Raw genomic sequence first — 13,663 nt, 5'->3', positions numbered from 1 at the left:
GACCACCCGCCCCGGCCGACCCGACCACCCGTCCCGGCCGGTCCCGGGGATCAGCCGACCCGGCCGGCGTGGATGGCCCGGACCGCGTCGATCGTGTCCGCCTCGGCGGCGGTCTTGTCGTGCCGGTAGCGCACCACCCGGGCGAAGCGCAGCGCCATCCCACCCGGGTAGCGGCTGCTCGTCTGCACCCCGTCGAAGGCGATCTCGACCACCTGCTCCGGCCGGACCCGGACCACCCAGTCGCCCTTCTCGACCGCCAGGTCGAGGAAGCGCTCGGTCTGCCAGCGCAGCAACTCGTCGGTGAGCCCCTTGAACGTCTTGCCGAGCATGACGAACTCGCCGGTACGCGGATCCCGCGCGCCCAGGTGCAGGTTGGACAGCCAGCCCTGCCGGCGGCCGCTGCCCCACTCCACCGCCAGCACCACGAGGTCCAGGGTGTGCCGGGGCTTCACCTTCACCCAGGCGGTGCCGCGCCGCCCGGCGTCGTACGGGGCGGCCGGGTCCTTGACCACCACCCCCTCCTGGCCGGCGTCGATCGCGGCGGCGAAGGCGGCGCCGGCCTGCTCCAGGCCGTCCACCTCCAGTCGGCCGACCAGCAGGGTCGGGTCGACCGCGCCGGCCAGCGCCGCCCACCGCTCCCGGCCGGGCAGGTCGATCAGGTCGGCACCGTCCAGGTGCAGCAGGTCGAAGAAGTACGGCGTGAGCACCGTGTCGCCGGTGCGCTCGGCGGCGGCGAGCACCGCGGGCGCCACCGGGGTGCGGCCGGTGGTGCTGGGCGTGGTGCGCCGGGCCGCCCGGCTGGACGTCTCCTGGAACGGCAGCGGCCGCCCCTCGGCGTCGAGCCCGATCGCCTCGCCGTCGAGCACCAGCTCCCGCGCGGGCAGCGCGCGCACGGCGGCCACCACCTCGGGCAGCCGGGTGGTGATCTCGTCGAGGCTGCGGGTGAACACGGCGATGTCCTGCCCGGACCGGTGCACCTGGATGCGGATGCCGTCGAGCTTGACGTCGACCACCGCCGGGGTGCCGGTGGCGGTCAGCGCCTCGTCCACGGTCGGCGCGCTCTGCGCCAGCATCGGTGCCAGCGGGCGGCCCACCTGGAGCCCGAACCCGGCCAGCGCCGCGGCACCGCCGGAGAGCGCCGCGACCGCCACCGCGCGCAGGTCACCGGCGAGCAGCAGGGCCCGGCGTACGGCGGTCAGCGGCACCTCGGCGGCCCGGGCCACCGCGTCGGCGAGCAGCCCGGCCTGGGCGCCCTGCCGTAGCTCGCCGCTGAACAGGCCGACCAGCATCCGCTGCTCGTCGGCGGTGGCCGCGGCGAAGAGGCGGCCGACCAGCTCGCGCCGGCGGGCCTGCGAGCCGGCACCCTGGACCGCGGCGATCTCCGCGACGGCCGCGTCCACCCCGGCCACGGTCAGGGTCGCCTCGGCGGCCGGCGGCGGCAGGTCACGCAACCCGGCCCAGCCCACCCCGGTCTGTCGTTGGCGCAGCTCACCGGCGAGGTAGCCGGCACCGGCCGGGACCTCGTCGGGGTCGAGCGAGCGCAACGCCGCGGCGAGCAGCTCCACCTTGGCCCGTCGGCCGCTGGTGGCGCCCACCGCGGCGGAGGTCGCCGCCAGGTCGAGGAACCGCACGTCCCTCATCCTGCCAGCCACCACCGACACGGCGGGCTCTCCCCGGCCGGGCGACGGGTCCCGAAACGCCGCCCGACCGCAGCCACCGCCGACAGGGTTGCCGCCCTCGGACCGGTACGCCCCCGGGTCGGCCCGGCCGGGCTCAGGCCGAGACCGGCTCCTCGATCCGCAGGCCCCGGCCGCGCACCTCCTCGGCGATCCGGCTGAGCAGCCCGTCGAGCGCGACCAGCGCGGCCGACAGGTCGCCGAGCTGTGCCTTGAGCGTGTCCTCGGGCCACGCGGAGACATCGACGTCCCCCAGAGCGCTGACGGCGGCCTGCAGCCGCGCCATCTCGTCATTCGTACGCATGTACGAGAGGCTATAACACCCCGTCGCCCGACACACCGCAAACTCCGACATCGACCGCGAAGTTACGGTTCCGACACCTCAGGGTCGATTTCGCGGTCTCCCGTGGCCCGCCGGTCAGCCGTTCCGGACTACCGGTTCGCGCCCGCCTCGGCGACCTTGGCCAGCAGCAGCGCCTCGGCCAGGCAGACCCGCGCGAACTCGCCCAGGTGCAGGCTCTCGTTCGGGCCGTGGGCCCGGGCGTGCGGGTCCTCCACCCCGGTCACCAGGATCGCCGCCTGCGGGAACATCTCCTGGAAGGTGGCGATGAACGGGATCGAGCCGCCGACGCCGATGTCCACCGGGTCGGTGCCGTCCCAGGCGCCCCGGAACGCCGCCCGCGCCGCGTCGAACATCGGACCGGTGGCGTCGATGACGCACGGTGCGCCATCGTGCTCGAAGGTCACGCTGACCCGCGCGCCCCACGGGGCGTGCCGCTCCAGGTGCGCGGTGAGCGCCGCGTACGCCTTCTTCGGGTCGTCGCCCGGCGCCAGCCGTACGCTCAGCTTCGCCTTGGCCGACGGGACCAGCGCGTTCGGCGCCTCCCCGGTCGTCGGGGCGTCCACGCCGAGGATCGCCAGCGCCGGCTTCGTCCAGAGCCGGTCGGTGATCCGGCCGGTGCCGAAGAGCTGCACGCCGTCGGCCAGGCCGGCCTCGGCGCGGAACCGCTCCTCCGGGTAGTCGACGGTGGCGCCCTCCCGGCCGACCAGGCCCGCCACGGTCACGTTCCCGGCCTCGTCGTGCAGCGTGCCGAGCAGCTTGACCAGCGCGGTCAGCGCATCCGGGACGGCGCCGCCGAACATCCCGCTGTGCACCGCGTGGTCGAGGGTGCGTACCTCGACGAAGCAGTTGACGATGCCGCGCAGCGAGGTGGTCAGCGCGGGCACGCCGACGTCCCAGTTGGCGGAGTCGGCGATCACGATCACGTCGGAGGCCAGCTCGTCGCGGTGCTCGGCGAGCAGCCGCTCCAGCGAGTCCGAGCCGTACTCCTCCTCGCCCTCGATGAAGAGCACCACCCCGACCGGGAGCCGGTCACCGAACGCGCGCAGGGCGGCGACGTGCGCCATGATGCCCGCCTTGTCGTCGGCGGCGCCCCGCCCGTAGAGGCGGCCGTCCCGCTCGACCGGCTCGAACGGGTCCGACTCCCACAGCGCGCGGTCGCCGACCGGCTGGACGTCGTGGTGGGCGTACATCAGCACGGTGGGCGCGCCGGGCGGGGCCGGCTTCGTTCCGATCACCGCCGGCTGGCCACCGGAGCGCACGATCTTCGTGTCGAGGCCGCAGCCGCGCAGCAGCTCGGCCACCGCCTCGGCGGAACGCTCGACGTGCGAGTGGTCGAAGCCCTCGAAGGCGATGCCCGGGATGCGGACGAGGCGTTCGAGGTCGGCACGGACTCCGGGCAGTTCACGCTCGACGGCGGCCCGCACCTCGGACTCGGAGATGATCGGTGTGGTCATGACCGGCATCGTATGCCGGCCTTACCGAGGTCATCCCCCGAGCCCGCCGGCCGGTGCCGCCGGCGCGCACCGCCGAACGTAGTAGCGGGCCGGGTCGTGCGGGAGGTCGGGGGCGCCGTCGACCACGACGTCCGCCGCCGGCTCGGTGCCGTCGGCCGCGAAGTGCGCCCGCTCCCCCGCGTGCCAGCGGCGCAGCTCGGGCAGGATCTCCGCGCCGTCGCGGGCGAGGGCGCGGGCCAGCCGCAGCCCGGCCGGCGCGGTGACGAAGACCGACAGGGTCAGCTCCGGCCGCACCTGGGCCCGCGCGGCGCTCACCCCCTCCACGATCAGCACCGGCCCGGCCGGGACCGGCACCGGCCGGTCCAGGAAGGTGCGGCGCACCCAGCTGTACCGGCGGTAGCCGCCGGGCCGGCCGGCGCGTACCGGCGCGAGCACCCCCTCCTCCAGCCGGGGCCAGAAGGTGAGCTGGTCGTGCCAGCCGTCGAGCAGGTCGTCGGTGCGGACCACCGGCGGCCGCTCACCGCCGGGCAGGGCGGCGACGGCGTCCGCGAGGCGGGTCGCGAACACGCTCTTGCCCGCGCCGCTCAGCCCGTCGACCGCCACCAGGCGGGTACGCCCCAACCGCGCCGGCCCGGCCAGCACCCGCCGGGCCAACCCGGCGTACGCCTCGACCACCGCGACCGTCACCCGGCCGAGGCTAGCCGCCGGGCCGCGTACGCCCGGGGCGTCCCCCGTCCGCTGGATCCTGCGGCGGCGCAGCCCGTTCGCCGGGCGCGGCCGCGTCGCCGCCGTCATCATCGGGTGGTGCTCCATGACGTGATGTGTCCGGGCGTCGACGCCCTGCTGGAACAGGCCCGGGCCGGGCTCCGCCGGCTCACCCCGCACCAGACCGTCGAGGCGGTCCGCACCGGGGCGCTGCTGGTCGACACGCGAACCGAGACGCAGCGCCGCGAGCAGGGCGAGCTGCCGGGCGCGATCGTCATCGACCGGACGGTGCTCGAGTGGCGGCTGGACCCGGCGAGCGACTGGCGGATCCCCGAGGCCACCGGTTACGACCGGGAGATCGTGCTGGTCTGCCGGCAGGGATACAGCTCCAGCCTCGCCGCCGCCAGTCTGCAGACGCTCGGGCTGCGTCGGGCCACCGACATGATCGGTGGCGTGCAGGGCTGGCGGGAGGCCGGCCTGCCGATGTCCGACCGCCCGGCCGACGTGCGGTACTGAAGGCTGGCATGCGCGCCGCGCCGAGCATTCCGGCCGGCAAGGTGCTCTCAGGGCACTACCGATGTGATGACCAAAATGAATCAACCTTGGCGCCTCGCTGATCCATCCAGGTCATCAAGTCGGTAGCGGGCATGAGGCGTGGCCTCGCCCCCGGGCGGGAAGTTGACGTTCCACTGCTGGTTGGACTGAGCCGCTGCAGTTCCAGGCCGGCGGAGGCCGGTGCGGCGAGCCGGGCCCGCGCTGAAGTCCCATCGGCGCGTGCCGGGGCATGACGAAGCCCGATCGGTGGACGCTAGTGGGGTGCGCCGGGCGGGATGAACGGCAGGCCCGGCGGCGGGCCTGCCTCGATCAGCCGCCACAGCGCGTCGGTGTCGAGGTGCTCCTCGACCAGGTCGCCGAGCAGGTCCAGGGTGCGCTCGCGGGCGGCGGCGAACTCGGTGTCGGGCGCGACCTTGAAGCCACCGCGCCCGGCGAGCCGGGCCACCTCGGTGAGGAACCGGCGGCGGAACTCGTCGGACTCGAACGCGCCGTGCCAGTGGGTTCCGTGCACGGCGCCGAGCCGGGCGCCTTCCCCGGTGCCGTCGGCGTGGCGCAGCAGCGGCGGCAGGGCCGGGTCGGCCGCCGAGACGTACCCGTGGTGGATCTCGTAGCCGTGCACCGGGACGTCCCCGTCGGCGGCGCCGCTGGCCCGGCGGACGGTCTTGCGCGGGTCGAAGGTGATCTCGATGGGCAGCAGCCCGAGCCCGGGCACGCTGCCCCGCCGGCTCTCCACCGGATCGTGGATCGCCCGGGCCAGCATCTGGAACCCGCCGCAGATGCCCAGCAGGGGCCGGCCGGCGGCGGCGTGCGCGGTCACGGCGTCGGCCAGCCCGGTCTCCCGCAGCCAGGCCAGGTCGGCGACGGTCGACTTGGAGCCGGGTAGCACCACCAGGTCGGCGGCGGCCAGTTCGGCGGGCTCGACGGTCAGCCGGACCCGGACGCCGGGCTCGGTCGCGAGGGCCTCCACGTCGGTGGCGTTGCTGATCCGGGGCAGCCGGACCACCGCCACGTCGAGCCAGTCGGTGCCGCGTGGCGCGGCCGGCCGGCCCAGCACCCGCCCGTAGGCGAGCGAGTCCTCGGCGTCCAGCCAGAGGTCCAGCTCCCAGGGCAGCACCCCGTAGGCGGGGCGTCCGGTGACCCGGTGCAGCATGTCCAGCCCCGGCTGGAGCAGCCCACGGTCGCCGCGGAACTTGTTGATCACGAAGCCGGCGACGAGGGCCTGGTCGGCCGCGTCGAGCAGGGCCACCGTGCCGAACATCGAGGCGAACACGCCGCCCCGGTCGATGTCACCCACCACGATCGTGGGCAGGCCGGCGTGCCGGGCCAGGCCCATGTTCACGTAGTCGCCGGCCCGCAGGTTGATCTCGGCGGGGCTGCCGGCACCCTCGCAGATCACCACCTCGTACGCCGCGCTCAGCTCGGCCAGGGCCGCGTAGGCCGTCTCGGCCAGCCGGGGACGCAGCTCGCGGAAGTTGCCCGCGGTGACCGTGTCGACCGCCGCGCCGAGCAGCACCACCTGGCTGGCGTGGTCACTGCCCGGCTTGAGCAGCACCGGGTTGAAGCGCAGGTCGGGGGTGAGCCCGCAGGCCGCGGCCTGCATGGCCTGGGCCCGGCCCAGCTCGCCGCCCCGGCCGTCCGGCCCGACCACGACCGCCGAGTTGTTGGACATGTTCTGCGCCTTGAACGGCGCCACCCGCACCCCACGGCGGTGCAGCCACCGGCAGATGCCGGCGGTGAGCACGCTCTTGCCGGCGTCGGAGGTGGTGCCGGCGACCAGCAGCCCGCCGCTCATCGGCCCGGTCGCCCGGGTGCCGTCGCCGGGGCCGGACCGGGCCGGGGCAGCGCGCCCCGGCGGTGGTCCGCGCTCCGGCGGCCCGCCCCGCCGCGCTGGTCCGGGTCGGGGTGACGTTCCGCCGCGCGGCCGGCCGAACGGCGCGGGTGCGCCGCCGCGCCGGGCCGGTGCCGGCGCAGGCCGCGCAGCGCGGCGCGGCCGGCCGCGCCGGCCAGGCGGCCCACGGTCACCGGATACGCCGCGGCGAGACCGAGCGCGGCCAGGCCGACGGCACCGGAGATCCGGGCGGCACGGGTCAGGTGCCGGGCCTCGGGACGGGGGCCGTCGCCGAGGAACGGTCGGGTCTCGGCCCGGCCGAAGTAGACGTTGCGCCCACCGAGCCGGACGCCGAGCGCCCCGGCCATCGCCGCCTCACACTGGCCGGCGTTGGGGCTCGGGTGGTCGTTGCGGTCCCGCCGCCAGACGTGCAGGGCGGCCCGGCGGTCCCCGTGCGCGACCGGCGCGACGGCGATGGTCAGCAGCCCGGTGAGCCGGGCCGGGGCCAGGTTGAGCAGGTCGTCCAGCCGGGCCGCCGGGGTGCCGAAGCGGGCGTACCGGGGTGAGCGGTGCCCCACCATCGCGTCGAGCGTGTTCGCCGCGCGGTAGCCGAGCAGCCCGGGCAGCCCGGCGACCGCGCCCCAGAGCAGCGGCGCGACCACCGCGTCGGAGGTGTTCTCCGCGACCGACTCGACGGTGGCCCGGGCCAGCTCCGGCTCGTCCAGCGTCGACGGGTCCCGGCCGCAGAGGTGGTTGAGCCGGCCCCGGGCGGCGGGCAGGTCACCCCGGCGCAGCGCCCGCGCCATCAGCCGCGACTCGTGGCGCAGGGTGCGGCCACCCAGCACGCTCCAGGTCCCGGCGGCCACCAGCGCCGCGCGGGCCAGCGGCCGCCGCCGGGTGGCCAGGGTCGCGGCGACGCCGAGCAGCACCGGGCCACCCACCGCGAGCGCGGTGAACCCGGCCCCGGCGGTCCGGTCGGGCCGGTAGGCCCGCCGCTCCAGCGCGCCGGCGGCCCGGCCGAAGCCGGCCACCGGGTGCCAGCGGCGGGGATCGCCGAGCAGCGAGTCCAGGGCGTACCCCGCCACCAGCCCCGCCGCGTTCGCCATGGCGTTCGCCTGCCGCACCCGCATCACCTCCGGCCGGCCAGCCTAGTCGTACGGCGGGGTGGCCACGTCGGGCTCGTCGCCACCCCGCTCACGGCAACAGGATCCACCGGCTCAGGCCGGCACCGCCGCCCGGCGGCCGCCGCGCCGGCCCCGACCCGTACGGGTGACGCCGTCGGCGGGAACCGACCCGCCGGGCTCGGCCGCCTCGTCGTCGCCCACCCCGGCCGCGTCGTCGACACCGCCGTCGACACCGCCGTCGCCGTCGCCGCCGTCGTCGCCGCCGTCGTCGACACCGTCGACACCGTCGCCGTCGTCGCCGTCATCGCCGTCGTCGCCGGGACCGCCGAGGAGGCCGTCGCCGCGGTCGGCGGTCAGCTCGTCGAAGGGGTCGGCCGGTTCGCCGAAGGCACCCGAGGGGGACTCGTCCAGGCCGTCGTGGATCGCCGGGCCGGTAGCCGGGCCGCCCAGCTCCAGCGGGTCGAACTCGTCGTCGATCGGCCGGTCGTCGAACGAACTGGGCGCCCGGGTGACCGGTACCGGCTCGGTCGCCTCGCCGTGCACCCGCCGTTCCGCCTCGGCGTCCTCGACGGCGCTGGTCGCCAGGCTCGGCCGGTTGCGCACGAAGCGGCCCCGGCCGCGGGACAGGTCGTGCCCGACCGCGACCGCCTCCAACTCGTAGAGGGTGCGGTGGTTGCCGGCGTCGTCGATCCAGTCGCGGGTGTAGAGGCGGCCGGCGACGACCACCGGGTCGCCGACCGCCACCGAGGCGGCCACCCCCTCGGCCAGCTTGCGCCAACAGTTGACCCGTACGCGCAGGCTGTTGCCGTCGACCCAGCGCCCGGAGTCCCGGTCCAGCCGGCGGGCCGTGGAGGCGACCTTGAAGTTGGCGACCAGGGTGTTGCTCTGCGTGGTACGGCGCCACTCGGGCGCGGTCAGCACGTTGCCGACGATGGTGACGTACGTATCGAACATCGGCCCTCCCAGGGACACTCGCTTGTCCGGCCGAGCCTCGACCCGCGACGTCCCCGCGCACCACCCGCGCCGCCGCCGGCTGTGGACAACCAACCGGCCTGTGGACAACTACCTGATCATGGCCCCGGCTGCTAGGGCGCCGTCGAGGCCCGGGCCGACAGGGCGCCGTCGAGGCCCGGGCCGACCTGCGGCGTGACCCGATCGGGCGACCGGCGCCACAGGGCGGTTCCGGACGGGTCCCGACTGGGTATGGAGTTGATCAACCGAGAGAAAGGGAGTGCCGATGCATCTCCGAGACGTCAGCGAGGTTCGGCGATGAGCGCCGTGACGAATCCCGCGACCGTGGCCGAGTGCCTGCGGGTCGGCGCCGGGTTCTCCCAGGGCGACCGGAACTGGATCGCGGAGCGGTTCGCCACCCTCGACGCCCGGCTCGCGGGCTTCCACGCCGACGCCACCGAGCTGGAGGTGTCGGTCAAGGACCGGGACGCCAAGGGACAGAAGGTCACCCTGGAGTGCTGGATCGCCGGCCGGCAGAAGATCGTCACCACCTCCGGGGAGGAGGACCTGCACGCCGCTCTCAACGACGTCCGGGACGACCTGCGGCGCCGGCTCAACGACGCGAAGACCCGACAGGAGCCGCGCCACAACAAGCACATCCGGGAGCTGCCCGAGCCCGACGCCGGCCAGGCGGCGAACGGCGACGCCGGCCCGGACCGGCTCGACGCCGAGACCGCCTGACCGCCTGACCGCGTGACCGCCTGGCCGCCTGGCCGCCCGACCGCCTGACCGTGCCGACGGTCCGGCCCGGTCGCCGGTGGTGATCCACCCATGTTGCGGCAGGTCGGGGTATCCGCGCTTCGGGACACCCCGACCTGCCGCAACCGGTAAAGGACGGCGCCGCCGGGGCTACCGCCCGGTAGCGTGGCGGCGTACCGTCGCGGTCGTGGAACCCGACGTGCTGGGACCGCCGTACGAGCGGCACACGATCGACCTGGGCAGCGACGACGAGGGACCGGTGGTCGCCACCCTGGTCCGCCGCCGGGCCGCGCGCCCGACCGGCCGGGCCGTGCTCTACGTGCACGGCTTCGTCGACTACTTCTTCCAGACCCACGTCGCCGACTTCTTCACCGAGCGCGGCTGGGACTTCTACGCGCTCGACCTGCGCAAGTACGGCCGCAGCCTGCTGCCGCACCAGACCCCGAACTTCTGCCGCGACCTCAGCGACTACTTCCCGGAGCTGGACGCCGCGGCCCAGATCGTCCGCACCGAGGACGGGCACGACACCCTGCTCGCCATGGGCCACTCCACCGGCGGCCTGATCGTCTCGCTCTGGGCGCACGCCCACCGCGCCGACGGCCTGGTCGACGGGATCGTGCTGAACAGCCCCTTCTTCGACATCAACGCCCCCTGGCTGGTCCGTCGACCCCTCGCGGCCGCCGTCTCCCGGCTGGGCCGCCGGGCGCCGCACCGCATCCTCCCCTTCGGGCTGGGCACCGTGTACGGCGAGAGCCTGCACGCCGACCACCGCGGCGAGTGGCGGTACGACCTGGCCTGGAAACCGCTCGCCGGGTTCCCGGTGCGGGCCGGCTGGATCAACGCGATCCGCTCCGGTCAGCGCCAGCTCCGGGCCGGCCTGGACATCCCGGTGCCGGTGCTGCTCGCCTGCTCCACCCGCAGCTACCGGGGCACCCGCTGGCACGAGTCGGCGACCCTCGCCGACGCCGTGCTCGACGTGGAGCACATGGTCCGCTGGGCACCCCGGCTGGGCCGGCACGTCACCGTGGCCCGCTTCGACGGCGGGCTGCACGACCTCACGCTCTCCGGCCCCGCCGTACGCGAGAAGGTCTTCGCGGAGGTCGGACGGTGGGCGGAGGGCTTCCTCGGGGCGGGGCCGACCGGTGCCGCACCGGACGGCCCGCCGGCGGCGCGGCGGCCGGCCGACGACCGGGCCGGCGCGGCCACCGACGGCTGAACCGGACCGGTCAACCGACGTCGGCGGTCGCCTCGGCGAGGGCGGCCCGGATCCGGTCGAACGTCGCCACCGGGTGACCGCCCGACGTGGCCGGCAGCAGCAGGCCGAGGCAGTGCAGCGCGACCTCCCCGTCGGGGCCCGTCTCGACGCCGAACACCGGTGCGCCCACGTACCCGGCGGGCAGCTCCGTGTCGACCCGCAGCCCGTCGCCGTCCCGGACCACCCGCTCGATCACCGCCTCCAGCGGCCGCGACCCGTCCTCGCCGACACCGAGGGCCAGCACGAACGCCGACCCGGGCGCGGCGCCGACCCGGCCCACCGCGTCGGCCCGCGCGGCCACCGCATCGCTCACCTGCTGGGTACGCCAGCGCCAGCCCTGATCCTCGGCGTAGCCGTGCAGCCCACCAGTGGGCATCGCGGCCACCCCGACCTGGGGCAGGTGCAGCCAGTGATCGGCGAAGCGCGGCAGGACGATCGGCTCCGCCGCCGCGTCGGCCGGCTCGGTCACACTCGGCCGCAGCCCGATCTCGCCGTACGCCGGCCGGGTGGTCACGTCCGCGGTCAACAACCACTCGTGCACCACCTCCCCGTCGTCGGTCGCGCCGACCATCTCGGTGTAGAAGAAGGCGGTGCCCACGGTCTCGCCGGTCCCGCCCGGCCGGTCGTACCCGCCGAGCGGCAGGATGGCCCGCCCCAGCAGCTGGCACAGCTCGTAGACGATCTCGTTCTCGGTTTCCTGATCGAGCAGCACGACGCCGAGGGTACGGACGGGAACCACCGCCGCGACCCGGGACCCGGGTATCCCGGATGCGCCGGCACGGGCGCACCTGGCACGCTGATCGAGACGTGGCCGCGACCACCCGTTCCCCCGGTGGACCACAGCTCGGCGGTACCCTCTTGGCGCGACTGCGTCGCCGCGCGCCCGTAGCTCAGCGGATAGAGCAGGGGACTTCTAATCCCAAGGCCGCAGGTTCGAATCCTGCCGGGCGCACCCTTCCCACCGCAGGCCAGCGGCTTTCCGCACCCGGTCGAGACGATCACCACGGCCTCCGGCCAGCCATTCGTGCAGCCACGTCACCCGGAGGAGAGGCGGAGCCAGCTAGATCAGGCCCGAGTCAAGCAGCTCGTACGCCGACATGACTTGAGGCTGGATCTCTGGCGGCCCGTCGGCACGCAGCTCGTCAAGGACGACGCGAGACCGATGCTTGTCGGTCGACATCAGCTCAAGGATTGTGGTCTGGAGCCCATCCTGGTCGTCGCCAAGGTTTCGCGCGGATGCCGTGATCAACAGCGGCAGCACGTCAATCCCGCCAAGACCCGCCAAGGCATCGGCGATGACATCGCGGCCATAGAAATGACCGGTGTTCAGGAAGTTGTCGAGCTCGACCGCCAGCAGGGGCAGCAGAGAGGTGTCGCCACTCCGCGCGATCTCGTCCACAAGCTGGTAGGCCCGCGTGCTGTCATCGTCCGGATCGTCGATGCAGTCGAGCAACTCTGCCATGGTTGCCACGGGCACGAAGGTACAGCGGGCTCCCCCAGCCCGCCGCCGGCGGCCGGCCTCACAGCTTGAGCCGTCGAGGCGTCCCGGACACCAGATCCTCAGCGCGCCTGCGACGGAACTCCACCACGGTCAACGCCGTGGCGATCAACGGTCCCAGCGGCAACCCGAACATGAGGTAGATCGCCCATGGTCTCTCTACCAGCAAGAAGCCGGCAACCAGCGGCACGATCCAGGACCAGGCGAGCAGGCCCGGTCCCCAGAGTCGCCACGGCGATGCCCCTGGTACGGCCTCGCAGAAGTCAAGCCGGCCGAGGCAGGCACCGATCACACCTGACCAGGTAACGAGCAGAAGCAATATCCCCAGCAGGTAGCCGAGCCCTTCCACGGCGGGATTGTGCGCTTCCGGACGAGCCAGAGACAACCCTCCCGGGGTCAGACAACCGAGCGCCGTCGGCCCACGTGCCGGTAGCCGGTGCCCCTGGGCGGTCAGCACACGGGACGATCGGTCACGTCGACGATGGCGCCACCCGCGCCACGAGGCGGTCAGCCGGTCTCCCGGACCAGGCGGTACAGCTCCCGCCGCAGTACCGGCCATTCGTCGACGATCGGGTACCGCGCGGCGCCCACCGCGTCGACCATGGACATCCCCTTGCCCATCGCCGCGTACAGGGCGTAGACGGCGTCGGTGCAGGCTCGATCGTCGGCGCCCTGCGCCGTGAGGCGGAGGATCCGCGACCGGGTTTCCCCATCCAGGGTCAGGCCCTGCTCGACGGCCTCCACCACCTGCCTCGCCAGGGCGTCGTCGCTGAACCTGAACCGCGTTGTCACCGCCCGCACGGCGAGCGCCAGCGCCGCCCGCCGCACCGACTCCGGCGCGGCCCGCAGTCGCGCGTCGAGGTCGGGCTCGTAGTGACCGAAGGTCGAGGGCGGCCTGGGTTCCCGGGGAAACGACCCCAGCCGCACCGTCACCCACGGCCCGGCCTGCGGGTCGGCGCCCTCGTCGTTCATCCACTCCGCCGGCAGCCGCACTCCGGTCCGCCGCTCCACAAACGCCATCACCGCGGATTTCACATACTCGGTGCCCCGCGCGGCGCGCACGTCGTCCAGGTCATCATCGAACACAGCGGGGTCATCGCCGTGTCGGCGGTCGGGATCGTTCATGTCCATCCAGGCGAGCACCTTGCCGTACACCGCGTAGGTGACGCCGCCGTTGCCGTTGATGGTCCAGTCGACCGTGCACCCGTACGCCGTCGCTGAGCCAACGCAGCACGTCAGGCTGGCCCAGCGCGCAGCCGGCGTCCTGGAACACCACCACGTTGCGGCCGACCTGAGCCAGGTCGGCGAACTCGCCGGTGTGGTTGTCACCCGGCTCGACACGTCTGGCCCGCAGGCGTTTGATGACCCCGTCGATCGTGGCCTCGGCACTCGCCGGCTGGACCACCGCCCAGCTCAATCCCTCGGCGAGCCACTCCCGATCGGTCAGGAAGTCGTCGTAGTAGCGCACCATGTCCGACACCATCCGCAGACAGTACGACGATCGTGGCCAGCGTC

Annotated in this window: 15 protein-coding genes and 1 tRNA gene; 4 read left to right on the top strand and 12 right to left on the bottom strand. The window is 74.5% G+C overall.

Going from position 1 to position 13,663, the window contains the following annotated elements; all coding sequences use genetic code 11:
- Positions 1-50: 50 nt before the first annotated feature.
- From AB0I11_RS13610 to AB0I11_RS13595, 4 genes are all read right to left on the bottom strand, one after another.
- Positions 51-1,640 (bottom strand): ATP-dependent DNA ligase, encoded by a 1,590-nt coding sequence (locus AB0I11_RS13610; RefSeq protein ID WP_357318569.1) that lies wholly within the window; start codon positions 1,638-1,640, stop codon positions 51-53.
- A 133-nt stretch (positions 1,641-1,773) separates the two neighbouring features.
- On the bottom strand, positions 1,774-1,980 hold the full coding sequence (locus tag AB0I11_RS13605; RefSeq protein ID WP_357318566.1) for a hypothetical protein: 207 nt from the start codon (positions 1,978-1,980) through the stop codon (positions 1,774-1,776).
- 128 nt (positions 1,981-2,108) lie between these two features.
- Positions 2,109-3,473 carry a dipeptidase gene (locus tag AB0I11_RS13600; protein ID WP_357318563.1) on the bottom strand — a complete coding sequence of 455 codons (1,365 nt, stop codon included), beginning with the start codon at positions 3,471-3,473 and terminating at the stop codon, positions 2,109-2,111.
- Between the two features lie 30 nt (positions 3,474-3,503).
- Positions 3,504-4,286, bottom strand: coding sequence for a hypothetical protein (locus AB0I11_RS13595; RefSeq protein ID WP_357318560.1), 783 nt, complete (start codon positions 4,284-4,286; stop codon positions 3,504-3,506).
- A gap of 6 nt (positions 4,287-4,292) precedes the next feature.
- On the opposite strand from AB0I11_RS13595, the gene AB0I11_RS13590 reads away from it, so the two are divergent.
- Positions 4,293-4,694, top strand: coding sequence for a rhodanese-like domain-containing protein (locus AB0I11_RS13590; RefSeq protein ID WP_357318751.1), 402 nt, complete (start codon positions 4,293-4,295; stop codon positions 4,692-4,694).
- 292 nt (positions 4,695-4,986) lie between these two features.
- Here AB0I11_RS13590 and AB0I11_RS13585 read toward each other — a convergent pair whose 3' ends face one another.
- From AB0I11_RS13585 to AB0I11_RS13575, 3 genes are all read right to left on the bottom strand, one after another.
- Entirely contained in the window at positions 4,987-6,525 is a 1,539-nt protein-coding gene (locus AB0I11_RS13585; protein ID WP_357318557.1) for a cobyric acid synthase, read from the bottom strand.
- Positions 6,522-7,667 carry a cobalamin biosynthesis protein gene (locus AB0I11_RS13580; RefSeq protein ID WP_357318748.1) on the bottom strand — a complete coding sequence of 382 codons (1,146 nt, stop codon included), beginning with the start codon at positions 7,665-7,667 and terminating at the stop codon, positions 6,522-6,524. Before AB0I11_RS13580 ends, AB0I11_RS13585 begins: the two co-directional genes overlap by 4 nt.
- Before the next feature lie 111 nt (positions 7,668-7,778).
- Positions 7,779-8,639, bottom strand: coding sequence for a single-stranded DNA-binding protein (locus AB0I11_RS13575; RefSeq protein ID WP_357318554.1), 861 nt, complete (start codon positions 8,637-8,639; stop codon positions 7,779-7,781).
- 315 nt (positions 8,640-8,954) lie between these two features.
- On the opposite strand from AB0I11_RS13575, the gene AB0I11_RS13570 reads away from it, so the two are divergent.
- A complete protein-coding gene (locus tag AB0I11_RS13570; RefSeq protein ID WP_357318551.1) occupies positions 8,955-9,377 on the top strand; it encodes an HPF/RaiA family ribosome-associated protein in 423 nt (140 codons plus the stop codon).
- Positions 9,378-9,582: 205 nt separating this feature from the next.
- Positions 9,583-10,611, top strand: coding sequence for an alpha/beta hydrolase (locus AB0I11_RS13565; protein WP_357318548.1), 1,029 nt, complete (start codon positions 9,583-9,585; stop codon positions 10,609-10,611).
- A 10-nt stretch (positions 10,612-10,621) separates the two neighbouring features.
- Here the strand turns inward: AB0I11_RS13565 and AB0I11_RS13560 are convergent, their stop codons facing one another.
- On the bottom strand, positions 10,622-11,362 hold the full coding sequence (locus AB0I11_RS13560; protein ID WP_357318546.1) for a hypothetical protein: 741 nt from the start codon (positions 11,360-11,362) through the stop codon (positions 10,622-10,624).
- A 167-nt stretch (positions 11,363-11,529) separates the two neighbouring features.
- Here AB0I11_RS13560 and AB0I11_RS13555 point away from each other — a divergent pair.
- Positions 11,530-11,602, top strand: a tRNA-Arg gene (locus tag AB0I11_RS13555).
- 108 nt (positions 11,603-11,710) lie between these two features.
- Here AB0I11_RS13555 and AB0I11_RS13550 read toward each other — a convergent pair.
- From AB0I11_RS13550 to AB0I11_RS13535, 4 genes are all read right to left on the bottom strand, one after another.
- Complete coding sequence (locus AB0I11_RS13550) at positions 11,711-12,121, bottom strand: hypothetical protein (protein ID WP_357318543.1); 411 nt, start codon at positions 12,119-12,121, stop codon at positions 11,711-11,713.
- Positions 12,122-12,170: 49 nt separating this feature from the next.
- Positions 12,171-12,497, bottom strand: coding sequence for a hypothetical protein (locus tag AB0I11_RS13545; protein ID WP_357318540.1), 327 nt, complete (start codon positions 12,495-12,497; stop codon positions 12,171-12,173).
- Positions 12,498-12,655: 158 nt separating this feature from the next.
- Positions 12,656-13,303: a hypothetical protein gene (locus AB0I11_RS13540; RefSeq protein WP_357318537.1), complete on the bottom strand. Its 648-nt coding sequence runs from the start codon at positions 13,301-13,303 to the stop codon at positions 12,656-12,658.
- Positions 13,242-13,631 (bottom strand): hypothetical protein, encoded by a 390-nt coding sequence (locus tag AB0I11_RS13535; protein WP_357318534.1) that lies wholly within the window; start codon positions 13,629-13,631, stop codon positions 13,242-13,244. Before AB0I11_RS13535 ends, AB0I11_RS13540 begins: the two co-directional genes overlap by 62 nt.
- Between the last annotated feature and the right edge of the window lie 32 nt (positions 13,632-13,663).

Source organism: Micromonospora sp. NPDC050495 (assembly GCF_040655175.1).
Classification (GTDB): domain Bacteria; phylum Actinomycetota; class Actinomycetes; order Mycobacteriales; family Micromonosporaceae; genus Micromonospora.
The sequence above is the reverse complement of the archived record's forward strand: the minus strand, read 5'-3'. Positions and strand labels throughout refer to the sequence as shown.

Coding starts and splice junctions, on each gene's coding strand:
- AB0I11_RS13610 (WP_357318569.1), bottom strand. CDS start 1,640: ATGAGGGACGTGCGGTTCCTCGACCTGGCGGCGACCTCCGCCGCGGTG.
- AB0I11_RS13605 (WP_357318566.1), bottom strand. CDS start 1,980: ATGCGTACGAATGACGAGATGGCGCGGCTGCAGGCCGCCGTCAGCGCT.
- AB0I11_RS13600 (WP_357318563.1), bottom strand. CDS start 3,473: ATGACCACACCGATCATCTCCGAGTCCGAGGTGCGGGCCGCCGTCGAG.
- AB0I11_RS13595 (WP_357318560.1), bottom strand. CDS start 4,286: ATGGAGCACCACCCGATGATGACGGCGGCGACGCGGCCGCGCCCGGCG.
- AB0I11_RS13590 (WP_357318751.1), top strand. CDS start 4,293: ATGTGTCCGGGCGTCGACGCCCTGCTGGAACAGGCCCGGGCCGGGCTC.
- AB0I11_RS13585 (WP_357318557.1), bottom strand. CDS start 6,525: ATGAGCGGCGGGCTGCTGGTCGCCGGCACCACCTCCGACGCCGGCAAG.
- AB0I11_RS13580 (WP_357318748.1), bottom strand. CDS start 7,667: ATGGCGAACGCGGCGGGGCTGGTGGCGGGGTACGCCCTGGACTCGCTG.
- AB0I11_RS13575 (WP_357318554.1), bottom strand. CDS start 8,639: ATGTTCGATACGTACGTCACCATCGTCGGCAACGTGCTGACCGCGCCC.
- AB0I11_RS13570 (WP_357318551.1), top strand. CDS start 8,955: ATGAGCGCCGTGACGAATCCCGCGACCGTGGCCGAGTGCCTGCGGGTC.
- AB0I11_RS13535 (WP_357318534.1), bottom strand. CDS start 13,631: ATGGTGTCGGACATGGTGCGCTACTACGACGACTTCCTGACCGATCGG.